Here is a 17039-nt window from a genome sequence, read left to right as displayed (position 1 = left end):
CGGCGGCCAGGTGCGCGGCCTCATCCATGACCGGACTGTGCAGCGCCGCGCTCGTGAGCAGCGCGAGCGCCTGGCCGGCCAGCAGGCAGACAACCGATATTCGGCGAGGCGGCTTCATTCACAACGCATGATAACCGACCGCGTGGTTCTCGCGGAGTCCCGGCCCGGCGGGATTCCGCGGCCGCCACGAGACTTGCGAACCGGAGCGCCCCTCACTTGCCTGCCTTCCGGCCAAGCCGCACGGGCCGGAACCCTTGACACCCGCGGCGCGAAGATTAGGATGACGGCCATGCCGTGAGGTTCGCGTGGTGGATCCACGGCCCCATTTCACGAGCGAATTGTTACGTCGTTGCCGCGCGATCAACGAGCCTGCGACGGCCAGGTGCTTCGCCCTTCACGACTGAATGCGGAGGATCCGTGATGGATGGCGTTATTTCGGCCCATTGGGCTGCCTCATCGGAGCGCGTCAGGGTTGCTCGCAATGGCCGTGCTGCCGCACGGCTAACAGGCGAGCGATGGCGCGCCGGCAACGTGCGGCTTGTGGGCGCGGCCCTGCGGTGGGCGCATGCCAAACTCGCGTCAACGCTATGGCGGAAATACGGCCCGTCACTGTCGCAGGACGCGGCTGACCAAATCGCCATCTCGGCCATCGAGCATGCCTGGGAGCGCCGCGCGGCGTTCGATACGGGAAAAGGCACGCTCAAGGGCTGGCTCTGGACGATTGCCGACCACCTGGCGCTCGACGAGCTTGGCGCGCCGTGGCACAAAAACTGCGATCGCGCGACGGCGGCCAACGACGATTGGCAGGAGGCCCTGCCGGACCCGCACGCGGACGTCGCCATCGAAGACGCTGCCACGGACGCTACGGACATTCGGCCCGAAATACTGAAAGCGATGGATGAGCGTCTTTCGTCCCATGAGCGAGCTGTTCTGCTGGCGGATGCCCGCTCCCCAGGCGGCATCGCGCCGGCGGCCGAACTCGCCAAGGAGCTTGGCATCTCCCTCTCCGCCGTCTACACGCATCGCTCGCGTGGGGGAAAAAAGCTCGGTCCCGAACTGGAAGCCCGCGGGCTCGCTCCCAAAGCACGTGCTACCAACGGTGGGCATGACTTGCCCCCCCCCCCCCACACACACACACAAACAAACAATAGGTCGGGCCGGGTCTGGCGAATCCGACAAAAAATGGAGCGGAAGTGTAAGGCCATTCCGTATAGGTTAATAGAGGCGATGCAGGACGGCCGGACGCCAGACTGCGGCGGGGTCACTGTGGACGAACGAGGTCGAATCCGATGGACGAAGCAAGGCCCCCCTGGATGAAATGGCGACGTTGGCTGATTCGTTTGGCCGGCATCGGTATCGCCGGCCTTGGGCTTGCCTGCCTTATACCAGTGGTAGCAACGCGGACGTTGGCTCGCCCTTCGATCGGCGATGAGCGGGCGCAAGGTGTTGGGTACCCAGTCGGGGATCTCATCGCTGAAGGCGCTTCGGCGTCGGTCGATCTCGGCACCGTCGTGGCGGGCGGCCGTGCGGCAGCGCGGCTACGATTCACCAACGGTTGCGATTCGTGGATCGAGATTTCGCGTGTTCCGACAAGCTGCCCTTGCCTGACCGTCGAGCTTGCCAACGTGCGAATCGCACCGCACGGCACCATGCACGCGACGGCGAGAATCGACCTTTCCGACGACCCTGAATTCGTCGGCGGGCTATGTCCGGAGTTTCAATGTTTCGACGCGTTCGGAAAGGAACGGTTCGTTGGCAGCGTCGCGGTGCAGGTGGTTGCGGAACCAGGGCATTCGCGAAACGTTGACCGCATTTCGCGATCGCAGGAGGTGGTACGATGAGGCGAGCAAAACACGCGCTCAGGACGCTAGGTTGCTGGTTTGCGTGCGCGGCCGCCGTGCTGGCGACCGCTCGGGCGAAAAGGAGCCGCGAGAGGTGAGACTCCAATTATGCCTTGAAGCGTTTGAGGAGCGCAGCGACGCTCCGCTTACAAATAGACGACTGCTTAATCGGTGGGCCTAATGACCAACATAATCACGAATCCACTAACGAAAGGCGAACCATGCAGTAGTCGCCCACGTTGGCGCGTTCGCCGACCTGCCGTGCTAATATGGTTAGGGCTGTTGCTTACTGCAGCGGGTGCGGTTGCCGCATGGGGCTTGGTGCGCTTCGGATCTTGCGAAGCCGCATTCGAGATCCTGGGCGGGCGCCGAATTATCCTTGTGCCCTCACGGGTGGCTGTCGCGATCGACCCTCACTCGCCTCCGGAACGGGAAGTGCGACAGTCCTTTCGCGTGTATAACTGCAGCGATCAGCCGGTGAGGCTACTCGGCGCCGCGAGCGGCTGCCCGTGCGCCGCGGCGACGGGTTTTCCGCTTGTTGTTGATCCTGGCGAGTCGACTAGCTTTCCGGTTGTGATCAAGAAAAAGGCGCTTCGCGTCGGGAGGACGGGGATTACGGTGTGGACTGACCGTGACGGCGAGGCCGCGCTGACTGCGTCGCTGTTGTTTTTCGCGGATCCGACCGACGCGGCTCGAGCGTTGTGACGCCAGCCGCGCGTGTCGGAGGCTCGCGCTGACGAGCGAGTGGACACAAGGGGCTGATCACCATGAATGAGGAGAATGTTATGAAAATGTTTGCGAAAGGGCTTTCGCTTTGCGCGTCCGTGGTTCTCGTGCTCTTGTTCAGTTGCGCGACGGTCGTACATGTCCGTGAGGCACTGGCTCAGACCGCCGAGAACTGCGCACTGGACTGCTGTGATGTGGAGACCGAATACTTCCATAACTGCTACAGCGGCGGCGGCTCCTGCTCGAACTGCATTGGGTACCTTTGCTGTGTAACCAGCGGCGGATCGGCGGGATGTATTGCGGGGGGCATCGGATGCTAACCTTTCGGCGCCCATCGCACCGTGACAGCCTACACAGCAGCGTGCGAGAACCGTACCATGCGGAGGGTCAATCCTCTGGGAGACTGTGGCGGTCGCACCGGCGGAGGAGGATGATGAGTCCGGACTCGTTCAAGGGTGGCGCATGGATGCCGTTGGTGCGGTCAAGTATCCCATGCGCTGCTCTCGTTTTTTTTCTGGCATGTCTAGCGGGCCTGTCGCAAGTCCGTGCGCGCGATTCGGACGGCGCGGACGATTCTACGGCGCGATTTCTTGTCGAGTACCGCAAGCATGCTGCGAGGCTGAACGAGGCGACCGCAAACATCCGTTGCGAGTTCCGTTGTTCAAAGACGGACACGGATGGCAAAGTCGAGGAACTAGTCGGCGCGATGTACGCAAAAGGGAAATCGCGGCAGCTAGTCCAAGACGGTGCATCACCATCTGATGCCGGCAGGGAGCGTTCGCTCGTCGTAAGTAGCGCCCCAGCGATCGGCTTTCACCTACGGCGCGCGGACCCAAACGGCCCTTACGAGGTTGCCTCACTCGACCGATCAACCGACGCTGCGCGGCGCGAGCAGGTCAATGCGGGCATCGCTGTGAACGTCGACCCATTCGTCAACGCTGCGCTCCAAATATTTGATCTTTCGATTCCGGCTTGCCTAGACGACCCGCAGACGCGGTTCAAGGTCCATATCGTGTCCCGTGAAGCGCGTGACTGCTACGAGCTCGACCTCGCATTTCCAGAGAGCCCCAACAAGCGCGCGGCGCGCGCCGTGCTGGACCCCTCGCTGGAGTTCGCGGTGCGCGAGTACGAGATCTCATTCGACATTCGCCCCGGGAGCAAGGTCAGGTTTGTCCGAAAAGGCCTAGTCAAGTGCGAGCGCCTGCAGGACGGGGCGGTTGTGCCGAAGTCTGTACGCACGGAGACGATCTTGTCGGGTTCTAAGAACGCCAACCCGCGATTTACAGAGGTTGAATTCATGAGGGTGGTGCGCGGCGATGTCGACGATAGCCAGTTCACTCTAACAGCTTTTGGGATTCCTGATGCGCCGCCATCTCGGTCGCGGCGCCTGTACCCGTTTGACCGCTCGTATTTTTGGCTGCTCGTTGCGTTAGCATGCGGTGCATGGCTGTACGCTCGCCGCGCGAGGCAGCGGAGTAAGCCGGTCGGGGGATCTCCCAGTTGATGGCTTTCCAGTGGCGGGGCAAGATGATTCTGGGGTCTTTGCGGGCTCGCGCCAAAGCCACTGGCACCGGCGGGGGTTGTTGCGTAAGGCACGGTGGCTTAGGACGTGACCGCCTTTCCGCGTTTTAGAAAGCTTTGTGTTAAAGGACTTACGAATGGTGCTAGCAGACAAAAGTGGCCTTCGTGCATAGGATTCTACGTCAAGAGCCGAGCCGTTGTGCTAGCACTTGGCTTGGCTGGTAATCTTTGCACAGGAGACCCGAGCCATGATCACAAAGGAAGACGCCCTGCACAAGGTGGAGGAACAGGTTTCAAAATTGAAGAGGTTGGTCGATCAGGCGTTCGACGAAGAGTTGCCGATTCACGAAGTGGAGCGTGAATTGTTCACGGTATTGATGGACATGGGCTTGATGGCCCTGACGGCTCACGTGGCCCGTCAGGGGGACGGGAATGTAGGGAAGCATCTGGAACGCGGGGGTGAAACTCTCTTGCGTCTTAAGGGCCAGCACAAGCGTTGTTATCGGTCGATCTACGGGCCGATTGACATTTCGCGTTATGTCTATGGGACGCGGGAAGCGCAAGAGATCAAACACGTTCCGCTCGACGCCCGGTTGGGGCTCCCGGCGGGAGATATTTCGTATGTGTTGGAGGATTGGCTCGAGCGTATGTGCGTGAAGGATGCGTTTCGCGACTCGGTTGATTCGCTGGTCGCCCTGTTGGGCGTTCGCGCGAAGCTTTCCGTCGATACGGCTGAAGAGCATTGCCGCCAGATGGCGCAGCATGCGGCTTCCTTTCGCGCGTCGCAAGCCATGCCGCCGGCACGTGAGGAAGGCCCGCTTCTGGTGGTCACTGCGGATGGCACATCGGTCCCCATGCGGCGTTCTTTAGATCGTTCTTTAGATCCCAAGGAGCAGCACCGCGTCCCCTCTCGCGGCAGCAAAGGGGAGGGCGCCCAAAAGTACCAAATGGCCTACGTGGGGGCCATTTACACGATCGATCCGTTCGTCCGTACCAGCGACGAGATCCTTGACGAACTGCTTCGCAAACGGCGCGCGAAGGATCGGCCCGCTCCAAAGCACAAGCACGTCTGGGCGAAAATGACGCGGCCGGGCGACGACTCGAAGAAGGGCCTGTTAACGCACGGCCCGACTTACCTGTTCGCCGAGTTGGCTGTCGAATGTCACGCGCGCAACCCAGGCAAGAACAAACAACTGATCTGCTTGCTGGACGGCGAAAAACAATTTTGGGAACTGCAGGAGGACTGGCTGAGGCGGGCCGTGGGAATCTTGGACATTTACCACGTGATGAAGCGGCTTCGGCAAGCGGCCGAATGTTTTCACCCCGAAAACAGCGACGAGGCAAAGCGGTTTGTCGAACGCTACCTGCGGACGATCTTGGAAGGCCGCGTCGGCACGGTCATCCGCTCATTCCGGAAGCTGATTACGACCCATCACCTGACGGGCGAAAAACTCAAACGCCTCACGGCGACCATCACCTACTACACGAACAACCGGCGGCACATGCGATACAACGAGTATCTGGCCGCCGGGTATCCCATCGGCAGTGGCGTGGCCGAAGGTGCCTGCGGTCACGTTGTCAAGGATCGTATGGCATGCACTGGCATGCGTTGGAGCTTGGAAGGTGCGCCAGCCATGCTTCACCTCCGCGCATTATACCTCAACGGCGACTGGCACGACTTCGTCGAGCACCGGATTGAACATGAACAGGATGCGCTATATGCTCAAGCTGCGTAGTGCGGGAAGGCGGTCACGTCCCACGCTGCTGATTGTCCCGGAGAAACCTGCCAAGGAGACGAAAACATGATTCGCGCATGTCGGCGTTCGGCGATGACGCTCGTGGAAGTGCTCGTCGTGGTCTCGATCATCGGAATGCTGATGTCGCTGCTGCTGCCGGCGGTGCAGGCGTCGCGGGAGTCGGCGCGGCGGAACACGTGCCAGAACCACGTCAAGCAGCTTGGGTTGGCAATGCTGAACCATGAGTCGGCCAAACGATTTCTGCCCTCGACCGGCTGGGGCCTTGCCTGGGTGGGCGACCCTGATCGTGGAACCGGAGTAGATCAGCCCGGCGGCTGGGCCTTCAATCTCCTCCCGTATCTGGAACGCAACGACCTCGGGCGAATGGGAGCGGGCATCACCGACGAGCAGAAAAAAAAGGCGGCGGTGACCGCCATCCTGTCCATTCCGCTGGATGTCTTCAACTGCCCCACGCGCCGGCCCCTGGAAATCTCCCCGTTCGATCCAAACGTCCAGCCGCGAAACTTTAACGTTCCGCCGGGCATCGCGGAGGGCGACTACGCGGTGAACGCGGGGGACTACGTGGTCGTACCGACCTCGGGGCCTGCGTCCTACACTGCCGCCGAGAACGGTTCCTTTCAGTGGCCGGACACGTCGAGGTGTACCGGTGTCGTTCACCTGCGCAGCGAGGTCGAGTTGGCGCAAATCCGCGACGGCACCAGCCACACCTATCTGGTGGGCGAAAAGTGCGTCACCTTGGGCCCGGTCGACTACGGCGACGACCAAGGGCTTTACGCGGGCTACGACTACGACACAGTCCGCTGGACCCTCCGCCCGCCGCTGCACGATCAGGGCGGCACGCCCGTGCAAGAATTCGGCAGCGCCCACCCCAATGGTTTTCAAGTCGTGCTCTGCGACGGATCCGTGCGGCAGATCGGTTTCGAAATCGACGCCAGTGTTCATCGGCGGCTGGGCAACCGGCAAGACGGCGTGCCCATCGACGATGCAATGATCAAGTGAATCACGAACCTTACGGTCGATTATCGGCGATCATTGCGGTTTGCATCTCCGCCGCGGCTGTGGCCGTTTGCGCGTTGATGGCCGCTTCGCCAGCCGTTCCGCTGGGTCTGCGGCACGAGTGGACTTGGCGGCGGCTGCCTATACGCGACTGTGCGGTCTGGACCGGGGTGGGCTTGTGGCTGCTCCTCGCGACCGCCGCACTGGCGGTCGTCGGCGCGTTGTCGGCACGCGGTCGACGCGGCGTGAGCGTCAGGCGGCGAACGGCCGCGTTCTTAGTCGTGTTGTTGCTGGTTGGCTCCCTACAGCTCGGCGGCGATTTCGTCTTGCGAGGCGGCCCGGCGGCATGGATCGGCGTGTTGCACTCGCGCCAGGTGAACGGCGTCTTCACGCTGGCCAGCGATCGCGGGGCGTCCAACGGTGACCTTCTGAGCGACTTCGAGGGGGTGGCGCGGGGGCGCGGAACGCACATTACGAACAACCCGCCGGGCCTGATACTGGCGTATCGCGCGCTGTCGGGTTTTTTTGAGGGGCATGGAGCGGTTGCGCGAGCAGTCGCGGCGTCGCAGCCGGCCAGTGTGCGCCGCGAATTGTGCAGCATCGGGTCGAAAGATCCGCGCGCGGCTTCGCCCGCCGCCGGAGCGACCTTATGCACCGTCGCCGTCGTCAGCCGCGCGCTGGCGATCACCGTCGCGCTGCCCGTGGTGTGGTTGGCGGCCATGCGGCTTGCCAGGGGCGATCATCACGCGGAGCGTGACGGCTGCGGTGGGCTGGCACTGCTGGCGGGGACGCTGGCTGGGCTGACACCTGCCGCGATGCTGTTCGCGCCGAGACAAGATTCGGTCTATCCGACGCTGGCGGCGCTGATCGTGGCCCTGGTCTGCCGTGCGTTCGAGCGGCGGTCGCCGCTGGCCGCGGCAGCCGCGGGGTTGCTCGTCTGGCTGGGCATGTTCGTCTCGCTGGCCTTCGCGGTGGTGGCGGCGATGGGCGGCTTGATGGTGGCGCTGGAGTGGTTGCAGGCAGGCGCGCCGGCGCGGCCGCGTGAAGCCGCCGGCCGTCTTCTTTCGCAAGCACCGAACGGTGGTCGGCGCCGGCGTATGCGGTGGATGGTACTGCCGCGAGGCTTACGTCCCGGCGCGCCGGGACTCGCCACGCTCGGATGCGCGGCCGGCGGGTGGCTCGTCGGTCCACTGGTGCTGTATCTGGGCTGGCGGTGTAACATCGTGGCGATATGGCGATACAACCTCGCTGAACATGGCGCTTTTTATCTGGCGAACCCGCGGACGTACGAAAGCTGGCTGTGGATAAATCCCCTGGAGTTCGCCGTCGCGATGGGCGTGCCCGTTACGGTGTTCGCGGCGTGGCGCGTCGCGGGCGAGCTCAGGCGGTTCCTGGCCGGCAATTCGTTCGACGCTTTGGCCCTGAGTTGGGCGGGCATCCTGGCCGCGCTTAATCTCTCGGGGCTGAACATGGGCGAGGTGGCCCGGCTCTGGCTGCCTTTCATGCCGTTCGGCGGCGTGTTGGCCGCGCAGGCGGTCCGCGAACTCGAGCCCCGCCTGCGCGGCTGGTGCGCGGGGCTGTTGGTGTTTTTGCAGGCCGCGTCGTGCATATTGCTGGCGAGATACGTGCGCGTCATGTGGTGAAACGATGGAAGACGCCCCCCATGCTCCGACGCCCCTCACCGCGGCCCTCTCCCGCAGGGACAGGGTGGATTCGTCTGCGGCAATCCAAAATCCAAAATCGAAAATCAAAAATTCGGTCGGATGTTTTCCCGCCATCGTCTTCCTGATTGCGATGGCACCGTTTGCCGCCCTGCTTGCGGGCGACGAGCGCGTGGTCGGCGGATGGAACGCCTTCGACGTGGCGTGCTATCAGATTCCCGTCCAGCAATTCGCGCGCGACGAAATCCTCGCCGGACGGCTGCCACTGTGGCTGCCGTATCTCGGCTGCGGTACGCCGCTGCACGCCAGCCAGCAGGCCGCGCTGAGCTATCCGCTGCTCATGCCGTTTGTCCTCGCCGCGGGAGCGAACGACGGCATTAAGCTGAGTCTCTTTCTGCATCTCGCGATTTGCTTTACGGGGCAGTACCTGCTGGCGCGGCAACTCGATGTCAGCCCTCCCGCGGCCAGCTTCGCCGCGCTGGTTGCCACCTGGAGCGTGTTTCTCGTCGATCATCTGCTCGTGGGTCATATCACGCTGGTATTCGGGTATCCTCTGACCGCGTGGTTCCTGTTGGCGCTGGCGCGGTTCATCCGCGCGCCCGGGGCGCGAAGCTGCGCGGCGCTTGCGGGGGTGACGGCGCTCTTCGCGCTGGTCGGCCACCCCCAAATGCTGTATTACGCCTTGCTGGCCGGCGCCACCTGGATGCTGTTTTCGCTGGCCGTAGGCGAAGGCGCCGTCCATCGCCGGCGCCTCGTGGTCTGGCTGGCGGTCGGGGCGACCTGCGCGTTGCTGACGGCTTCGATTCAATGGCTGCCGGGTGCCGAGTTGGCGCGCGGCGGACTTGGCGGGACGGGCCGCGGTACGCTCGCCTATGCCGGACTGTTTGCGATGGACGGTGGAGATTTTGCGCGGCTTGTCGTGCCGTTTTTCAAAGGCGATCGGCTCGAGGGCCTGCGCGAGCTGGCGTCGGACGGTCTGCTGCACGAACGCGCCGGCTACGTGGGGCTGATCACGATCGCCTTGGCCTACGCAGGGCTAAGACGCGCGACGGCCGCGCGCTGGCAGCATTTTGCCGCTTGGTTGCTCCCGCTGGCGCTCGTGATCGGTTTAGGGAACGGTACGCCGCTCTTGGGCTTCGCCGGCAAAGTTTTGCCCGGCTTGCTGTGGTTCCGCTGTCAGGGCCGCGCGCTTGCGTTAGCGTCGGTTCTGCTGCCGCTCATGGCGGCGCGGGGCCTCGACGCCGTGGTGCGCGCCGATGCGCCTGCGTCGCGTCGTGGCCGCTGGTCGGCGCGACTGGCCGCTTGCTGCACGGTCGTGCTCGTCGGTTACTTTGCAGCTGATTGGCTCGAGCAGGTTGGTTGGCGCAGGTATATGGCTTTCGCGCGCGAGAATCTCGGCGGCCGCTATGCCGAATTTGCGGTCATCGTTGCGGCGTCCGGCGGCTCGTTCATCGCCGCGCGGCGCTGGGGTCAGCGTTGGCCAATGGAAATGTACTCGGTCGTTCTCATGCTGGCGGTCGTCGATCTGGGAAGCAACTCGGCCGGCCGCTTTTCGCTCGACGCCGTCGTGCCGGAAACGATGGCGCCGAGGATTGCCGCGGTCGGCCCGCGCGTGCGCTTCGCCCGCGCGCCCAACTGGCCAAAAGTATCGCGCGTAGCGCTCCAGTTCAGCAGCGTGGCACCGATGGCGCTCGCCGCGCGGCGCTCGGCCATCAACACCAACGACGGCGGAGTGCTGCCCGAAGCTCTCGATCGACTCTACTCTGCCATCGAGCGCCATCCCGACACCGTATTGCCCCTGAGCGGCTGCCAATATGTGACGCCGTCGCCAGGATCCTGGCGGCAAGTGCGCGGCCGGCTGCCGCGAATTCGTTTTATCGGCAGCCAGGCAGCGCACCTATGCTCGCTGCCGATCGAAGAAAGCGACGAACAAACGCTGGCTGCCCTGCGCGACGGCTTGTCGCCGAACGTGCGTGTTCTCGACGAAACACCACGCGGGTTGCTCGTGGAGACGACGTCTGCGCGCAAGGGCATGTTAGTGGTGGCCGATACTTACTATCCCGGCTGGACGTGTATGGTCGACGGGGATCCCGTTGCGATTCAGGCTGCGCACGGCGTTTTCCGGGGCGTGCCGTTATCGGCGGGGCGGCACCTGGTCGAGTTTGCCTATGTGCCGCGATCGTTTTATTGCGGCCTAATTTGTTCGGTCTGTGGTGTGAGTCTGATTGCCGTACTCGCCGTGCTACGCAAACCATGACCGACGGGAATCATAACGATAATCGAGGCGAGGACCGCTTGGACGCTTTCTTGAGCAGGGACGTGCGGCCTTTCATTGCGAGCTTCCGATCTTCCCAATGCTGGCTACCGGCCATCGTTGCCATCGCCTGCTTAGCGGCCCTTCTTGGGACGTCGCCCATGCTTGCCATGACGTGGGACGAAGGCATGTCGATCGACCGCGCGGCGCACGTTCGCAGGTGGTTCAGGGACGTTGCCGGCTGGAACACGCGCGCATTTTCTTCGGAGCGGATCAAAGATGGTTGGCCGTACACGGTGACGATCGAAGGGCATCCGGCGCTGTATGGGATCGCGATCGCGTCTGGCCAATGGCTAGGGGCGGGCTGGCTGTCGCCGCTCACCGCGGCGCGGCTGGGACCGATGGTGCTGTTCGCCCTCGCGACCGGTGCCATGTTCTATCGGCTGGCCCGGCAATACTCGCTCGTCGCAGCGGCCGCTGGCGTGGCGGCGCTGGTCACCATGCCGCGGCTTTTCGCCCACGCGCATTTCGCTTCGTATGACGGATCGCTGACGGCTTGCTGGATTCTGGCCTGGGCGACGTTCGCGCCGGCCGCCGAGGAGGCAAACACGAACGGAATCCCGGCGCGCCGGGAGAGCGCGTTCCCTACAGAATTGCCGCGCAGGCCCTTTTCTCGCTGGCGCTTCGGGTTACTGAACAGCCTGCCTCGCTCACGCTTCGGGTTGGTGTGGGGCATCGCGTTGGGCGCGACCATGAGTTGCAAGTTTACCGGCTGGCTCGCTCCGCTGCCGTTTGTGGCCTGTGCGGCAGTCTATGGCAATCGCAGGACGGCGCGAACGCTGACCATCGGTCTGGTGACCGCGCTGGCCACCTTTTGGCTGGCGAACCCGCGCCTATGGCATCACCCGCTCGACGGCCTGCGGATGTTCTTCGATTTGAACCTCAACCGCGCGGGGACCGGGCTCGATATTCCGACGCTGTTCTTCGGCACGCAATACACGACGCTTTCGGGACTGCCGTGGTACAACACGCTGGTCTGGACGGCGATCACCGTGCCGGTGGGAACGCTGCTTTTGGCGGGCGTGGGCATCGCCAGCGTGCTGCGCCGCTGGGCGGCGGACGGCCAAGGCATGCTGATCTTGCTGAACTGGCTGGTGCTGATCGTCGTGCGTGCGTTGCCCGGAACGCCCGTCCACGACGCCGAGCGGTTGATTCTGCCCAGCTTTGCCTTTCTGGCCGCGCTGGCGGGCGTCGGCAGCCACGCGCTGCTCGGCTGGGCGCGGACCAGCGATCGGTCCGTCAATTCCTCCGCCACGGAGGCCCGGCGCGCCGCGCGAGGGCGTTGCGTACAGATGGGCCCAACGTGGCTCAGCCGCCGAACGGTGCTCGCCGGAATCGGACTCGTCTACCTCGGCTCGGCCAGCAGCCTGATATGGTACGCTCCGCAGTGGCTGAGCTACTACAATCTGCTCATCGGCGGGTTGCGCGGCGCCGATGCCGCCGGAATGGAAGCCACCTACTACTGGGACGCCTTGGACGGCGAAGTGCTCGCTTGGCTGCACGCGCACACCGCCGCCGACGAAAAGATCGAGTTTTCGGTGCCCTCGCACGACAACCTGGCGCTGATGCGGCAATGGGGAACATTGCGCCGCGGCTGGCGGCGCGGCGAGCCGGGCGAATATCGCTGGCGCGTCATTCAGCGCCGGCCCACCTTTTGGAGCTCGCGCGATCGCTGGCTGGTGGAACATGAAACGCCCGCATTCAGCAAAACCATACGCCCGCCCACGTGGGGCATCGGCCCTTGGCGGCTCGACGTTCCGCTGATCATGGTGTTCTCGGCGGACCCCTGACGGCGGCGTCGCGGTCGACGAGGTCCAAGATGTAATTGCCGTCGAAGCGCGCGGCGTCCTGGGAGGTTTCGGGCCGGACGCCGGAGAGGGAGAGGCGGAACTGGTCGGGAAGCGCCGCGGGCCAATCCGCGGGAAGCACACCAGGCTGGAAGGCCCGACCTACGCCGCGGCGGGTTTCGACGGTCTCGCTGCGTTTGACGGAGATTTCGTGCGTCTCGCTGGAAACGACGCTTTTTTCGTAGTCGCCCCCGCGCTCGACCTCGTGCGTTTCGTTTTCGGTTTTGCGATACTCCGTCGAAGTCTTGCTGGTCTTCTGGATTTCCGCACCGATCGCGGCGCCTGCCTGGCGGCGATTCGCGCGGCGATGAAGATCGGCGTCGATCCGGACCCGCCACCACGGGGCTTGCCCCCACCATTGGCCAACTGTCGGAATCCGACAGTTGATTTTTGCCGGACGCTTGGGCGATGATGGGGGCATGCCTGGGTTGCTTGTGCGAAACCTGACGGTCATCACTATCGCGGTTTGGCTTTCGACCTCGCCGGCGGCGAAGGCCGTCGATTATTTGCGCGAAGTCAAACCCCTGCTTAAAGAACGCTGTTTCGCCTGTCATGGGGCGCTCAAGCAAGAAAGCGGATTGCGCGCCGATACCGCGGCCGCGTTGCTCCAGGGCGGCGACAGTGGGCCGGCGGTCGTGGCCCGCAACGTCGAGCAAAGCCTGCTGCTGAAGCGCGTTGCCGCCGCCGACGAGGCGGAGCGAATGCCGCCGGAAGGAAAGCCGCTCACGCCCGAACAAATCGCCCGGCTCTCGGCGTGGATTGCCGCGGGGGCGCCGGCACCGACCGACGAGCAACCGGAAGCGGATCCGCGACAACATTGGGCGTTTCAACGGCCGCAACGGCCCGCGTTGCGGCGTCGGCGTCCCGCCGGCCCGGATGCGGCAGTGTCACCCGCCGCGCAGTCGCCCGGCCTGCGAAACCCGATCGACGCCCTGCTGGCGGCCGAGCAGGAGCGGCTGGAGTTGAAACCCGTGGGCGAAACGCCGAAGTCGTTGCTCTTGCGGCGGGTCTATCTCGATCTGATCGGCCTGCCGCCGAGGCGCGACGAGCTGCACGCCTTTCTGACGGACGAGCGGGCCGACGCCTACGAGCGGGTCGTCGATCGTCTGCTGGGCAGTCCGCGGTATGGCGAGCGATGGGGGAGGCATTGGATGGACGTCTGGCGTTACAGCGACTGGTTCGGCCTGGGCGACCAATTGCGCAACAGCCAGAAGCATCTCTGGCATTGGCGCGATTGGATCGTCGAGTCGCTCAATGCCGATAAGGGTTACGACCGGATGATTGTCGAGATGCTGGCCGGCGACGAAGTGTCGCCCGCCGACCGCGACGTGCTGCGGGCCACGGGCTTTTTGGCCCGCAACTATTATCTCTTCAACCGCACGACCTGGCTCGACGACACGATCGAACACACGGCCAAAGCGTTTCTGGGCCTGACGATCAACTGCGCCAAGTGCCACGACCACAAATACGACCCGCTTTCGCAGCTCGACTACTATCGCCTGCGGGCGGTCTTCGAACCACACCAGGTGCGGCTCGATGTTTGCCCCGGCGAGGTCGATTTGGAGCGCGACGGCCTGCCGCGAGCGTTCGACGCCCATCTCGACGCGACGACCTGGCTGCACCGCCGCGGCAATGAAAAAGATCCCGATAAGAGCCGTTCGATCGATCCGGGCGCGCCTGCGGCGCTGGCCGGCGAGTTCGCGGTTTCGCCGATTGATTTGCCGCCGGAGTCGTTCAGTCCCGCGGTGCAGCCGTTTGTGCTCGACGATCAATTACGGGCCACCGATCGGGAGATCGACCTGAAGCGGGCCGCGCTGGCCAAGGCCCGCGACGATTTGGCGGCGGCCGAACAACGCGACGCCGAGCAATCGCCGCTCGTCCCGGCTTCCGGCAGTGACCAACCACTGACGACCGCGGCCGCCCGACTCGCGGCGGCCGTTGCGGAAAAAACGCTCTTGGCTGCCGAGTTGCGGCCGGATCAATTGCGCGCCGCCCATGCCGCCGCGGTGGCTCAGTCTCGCGACATGCCGGGCGACGAGATCATGAAACTCGTGACCGCCGCCGCGCTGGCCAGCCGGCGATATGAACTGGCCAAAACGGCCGAGCAGCTCGCATTGGCCGAGCAGAGACTGGCTGCGGCCGACGACAAGGCCCGGCCCGAAGTAGAAAAGCAGCTCCATGCCGCCCGTGAGGCGCTCGCCAAAGCTGAGGCGGCGGTTGCACAGCCGGGCGACAAGTACATCCCGATCCGTGCTTCGCTCAAGGCCTTGGAAGGGCCGGATGAAAAGGCCGACTCCCGCGATGCGCCTTATCCCCACGCCAGCACCGGCCGGCGCACGGCGCTTGCCCGATGGATCGCCCGTCGCGACAACCCGCTCACGGCCCGCGTGGCGGTGAACCAAATCTGGATGCGTCACTTCGGGCAGCCGCTGGTCGAGTCGGTCGAAGACTTTGGCCGCCGCGCGCCGCGGCCGCCGCTCATCGACCTGCTCGACTGGCTGGCGGTGGAGCTGATGGACGCCGGTTGGAGCATGAAGCACCTGCACCGTCTGATGGTGACGTCGCGAGCCTACCGGCTGAGCACGTCGATTGCCGGCGCGGAGGAAGCCACGGTCAAAAGCGACCCCGACAACGCCTTTTTTTGGCGACGGCGGCCGATGCGGATGGAGTCGCAGGTCGTTCGAGATAGTCTGTTGCAGCTTGCCGGCGCGCTCGATCCGGCGATGGGCGGCCCGACCCTCGACCCCAAGCAAGACGTGACCGTTTTTCGCCGCAGCCTGTACTTCACGCACTCGCGCGACCACCGCCATGAGTTCCTGTCGATGTTCGACGACGCCGATATTTTCCGCTGTTATCGCCGCACCGAGAGCATTGTGCCGCAGCAGGCGCTGACCATGGCCAACAGCCGCTTGACGCTGGCCATGGCCCGGCAACTCGCCGGGCGGCTGAACCTGGAACTTGGCCCGGTCGATGACGCCCTGTTCGTCGACGCGGCGTTCGAGACAGTTCTTTGCCGTTTGCCCGACGGTGAGGAGCGCGCCGCCTGTTTAGAATCTTTGTCGCGGATCAAGCAGTTATTGACGACCCAGAATCACCCGCTGCCCGAAGCGCGCGCTCGCGAAGATTTGGTTCATGCGTTGCTGAACCACAACGACTTTGTGACAATCCGATGACGGCTTAGGGTTTACGCGCGAACGTAGGTCGCTTGACGCTTCGGGGCCGTGGGCAGCACCGAGAGCAACTCGGGAACCAACGGTTTCAAGTCCGCTAGCCGGTTTGTTGCCGCACGAAGCACGATTACAGCGAGATTGAAACTCGCCAGGTTCTGTTGGAACTCAAGGTTGGCATCGGTCGTCACGAGCGCGTCGAATCGTCTCTCGGCATTCTTGAGAATCTCGCCGTCGTTAAGTCCCGCCCAACCGACTTGGGGCACCGTCTGAACGTGATGGCCGACGATCTCGCGCGCACGGCGGGCATCGACACATTCGTCAAGGAGCACGTTCAACTTCGCGGACCGCAGACGAGATCTTCAGCTCGGCTCAAGAATGCGATGACTTGATCGCGCGAGACGGATGGAAAGCCATCCAGAAAATCGTCGATCGAGTCGCCGGCAGCCAAGTACTCCACGAGCGTATGCACCGGAACGCGCGTTCCGGCAAACACCGGCGCCCCGCTCAGAATATCGGGCGATGAGGTGATGATCGGCTGATCCATGTGCATGTCACCATGTTACCGAACGTCTCTGCCGCTCGCAACAATGCGCGACGTGCCAAGCAACCCCGGCACTCCGTGACGGGAAACTGCGGTCGCAAGGCGACCGTCGACCTCCGCCACAGAGTGTCGGAGCTACCGGGTTGCAGTTATCATGAAGCCGGAGACACGCATGCTGCTGCCACGCCTTGACGCCATGCACTACTTCGCCAGAATCAAAGGAATATGGCAAAGCCGCCTTTTGCCTTAAGCTATGCTCGACGTCGATGAAGAAGACCGATCGGTTCACGTCCTGGCTACCGGGGAGAAAGTTAGAGAACGCCTGCTGATCGGCGGCAAGGAAATCGAGCTATGAAGATTGCGTCAGTCACTGAAGTAGGATCACAGTTCAATGCATTTGTAGAGGCCAGTGAAACCGGGCCGATTGTCGTGACGCGGGACGGCAGGCCAGTTGCCGTTCTCGTTGCCATCGATGATGAGGATGAGATCGAGCGACTCTTGATGGCGTACTCGCCACGCCTGCAAGCGATTCTCGACAAGTCTCGAAAATCCATTCGAGAGGGCCGCGGCATTCCGCACGACGAATTTTGGAAAACTTCATGCCTCGGAAGGGTGTGAAGCAACCGCGCAAATCGAAAAAGAAGGATTCCAGAAAAAATGGCGGG

The 17039-nt window shown here is 63.7% G+C and carries 12 protein-coding genes; 8 read left to right on the top strand and 4 right to left on the bottom strand.

The features are described from left to right. Positions 1-606: 606 nt before the first annotated feature. Positions 607-1023, bottom strand: a complete 417-nt coding sequence (locus VNH11_21425; GenBank protein HVA48942.1) for a hypothetical protein — start codon at positions 1021-1023, stop codon at positions 607-609. A 1974-nt stretch (positions 1024-2997) separates the two neighbouring features. Between VNH11_21425 and VNH11_21420 the strand changes: the two genes are divergently transcribed. The 6 genes from VNH11_21420 (at position 2998) to VNH11_21395 (ending at position 12606) form a co-directional block, all read left to right on the top strand. Further along, positions 2998-4071 (top strand): hypothetical protein, encoded by a 1074-nt coding sequence (locus VNH11_21420; GenBank protein HVA48941.1) that lies wholly within the window; start codon positions 2998-3000, stop codon positions 4069-4071. Positions 4072-4336: 265 nt separating this feature from the next. Next, a complete protein-coding gene (locus tag VNH11_21415; protein ID HVA48940.1) occupies positions 4337-5824 on the top strand; it encodes an ISKra4 family transposase in 1488 nt (495 codons plus the stop codon). 66 nt (positions 5825-5890) lie between these two features. Next, positions 5891-6844: a DUF1559 domain-containing protein gene (locus tag VNH11_21410; protein ID HVA48939.1), complete on the top strand. Its 954-nt coding sequence runs from the start codon at positions 5891-5893 to the stop codon at positions 6842-6844. Further along, positions 6841-8484 carry a hypothetical protein gene (locus tag VNH11_21405; protein HVA48938.1) on the top strand — a complete coding sequence of 548 codons (1644 nt, stop codon included), beginning with the start codon at positions 6841-6843 and terminating at the stop codon, positions 8482-8484. The genes VNH11_21410 and VNH11_21405 overlap by 4 nt, the downstream gene beginning before the upstream one ends. 151 nt (positions 8485-8635) lie before the next feature. Continuing rightward, on the top strand, positions 8636-10759 hold the full coding sequence (locus VNH11_21400) for a YfhO family protein (GenBank protein HVA48937.1): 2124 nt from the start codon (positions 8636-8638) through the stop codon (positions 10757-10759). A gap of 158 nt (positions 10760-10917) precedes the next feature. After that, positions 10918-12606: a hypothetical protein gene (locus VNH11_21395; protein ID HVA48936.1), complete on the top strand. Its 1689-nt coding sequence runs from the start codon at positions 10918-10920 to the stop codon at positions 12604-12606. Here VNH11_21395 and VNH11_21390 read toward each other — a convergent pair. Further along, positions 12581-13084 carry a hypothetical protein gene (locus VNH11_21390; protein ID HVA48935.1) on the bottom strand — a complete coding sequence of 168 codons (504 nt, stop codon included), beginning with the start codon at positions 13082-13084 and terminating at the stop codon, positions 12581-12583. The two genes, VNH11_21395 and VNH11_21390, sit on opposite strands and share 26 nt — an antisense overlap. On the opposite strand from VNH11_21390, the gene VNH11_21385 reads away from it, so the two are divergent. After that, complete coding sequence (locus VNH11_21385) at positions 13083-15836, top strand: DUF1553 domain-containing protein (GenBank protein HVA48934.1); 2754 nt, start codon at positions 13083-13085, stop codon at positions 15834-15836. The genes VNH11_21390 and VNH11_21385 overlap by 2 nt on opposite strands. Before the next feature lie 11 nt (positions 15837-15847). On the opposite strand, the gene VNH11_21380 is transcribed toward VNH11_21385, so the two are convergent. Both VNH11_21380 and VNH11_21375 read right to left on the bottom strand, forming a co-directional pair. Beyond that, complete coding sequence (locus VNH11_21380; protein HVA48933.1) at positions 15848-16162, bottom strand: DUF5615 family PIN-like protein; 315 nt, start codon at positions 16160-16162, stop codon at positions 15848-15850. Positions 16163-16164: 2 nt separating this feature from the next. Then, entirely contained in the window at positions 16165-16383 is a 219-nt protein-coding gene (locus VNH11_21375) for a DUF433 domain-containing protein (protein HVA48932.1), read from the bottom strand. A gap of 342 nt (positions 16384-16725) precedes the next feature. Here VNH11_21375 and VNH11_21370 point away from each other — a divergent pair, with 342 nt between their 5' ends. Next, the gene (locus VNH11_21370; protein ID HVA48931.1) at positions 16726-16992 is read left to right on the top strand and encodes a type II toxin-antitoxin system Phd/YefM family antitoxin; all 267 of its coding nucleotides are present in this window, start codon (positions 16726-16728) and stop codon (positions 16990-16992) included. Positions 16993-17039 lie beyond the last annotated feature (47 nt).

Source organism: Pirellulales bacterium, from assembly GCA_035533075.1.
In the GTDB taxonomy this organism is placed as follows: Bacteria; Planctomycetota; Planctomycetia; order Pirellulales; family JAICIG01; genus DASSFG01.
This window is presented reverse-complemented; position numbering and strand designations above follow the sequence as displayed.

Excerpts from the sequence above, each read along its gene's own strand:
- VNH11_21425 (HVA48942.1), bottom strand. The coding sequence starts at position 1,023 with ATGCGTGTAGACGGCGGAGAGGGAGATGCCAAGCTCCTTGGCGAGTTC.
- VNH11_21420 (HVA48941.1), top strand. The coding sequence starts at position 2,998 with ATGATGAGTCCGGACTCGTTCAAGGGTGGCGCATGGATGCCGTTGGTG.
- VNH11_21415 (HVA48940.1), top strand. The coding sequence starts at position 4,337 with ATGATCACAAAGGAAGACGCCCTGCACAAGGTGGAGGAACAGGTTTCA.
- VNH11_21410 (HVA48939.1), top strand. The coding sequence starts at position 5,891 with ATGATTCGCGCATGTCGGCGTTCGGCGATGACGCTCGTGGAAGTGCTC.
- VNH11_21400 (HVA48937.1), top strand. The coding sequence starts at position 8,636 with ATGGCACCGTTTGCCGCCCTGCTTGCGGGCGACGAGCGCGTGGTCGGC.
- VNH11_21395 (HVA48936.1), top strand. The coding sequence starts at position 10,918 with ATGCTTGCCATGACGTGGGACGAAGGCATGTCGATCGACCGCGCGGCG.
- VNH11_21385 (HVA48934.1), top strand. The coding sequence starts at position 13,083 with ATGCCTGGGTTGCTTGTGCGAAACCTGACGGTCATCACTATCGCGGTT.
- VNH11_21390 (HVA48935.1), bottom strand. The coding sequence starts at position 13,084 with ATGCCCCCATCATCGCCCAAGCGTCCGGCAAAAATCAACTGTCGGATT.
- VNH11_21375 (HVA48932.1), bottom strand. The coding sequence starts at position 16,383 with ATGCACATGGATCAGCCGATCATCACCTCATCGCCCGATATTCTGAGC.
- VNH11_21370 (HVA48931.1), top strand. The coding sequence starts at position 16,726 with ATGAAGATTGCGTCAGTCACTGAAGTAGGATCACAGTTCAATGCATTT.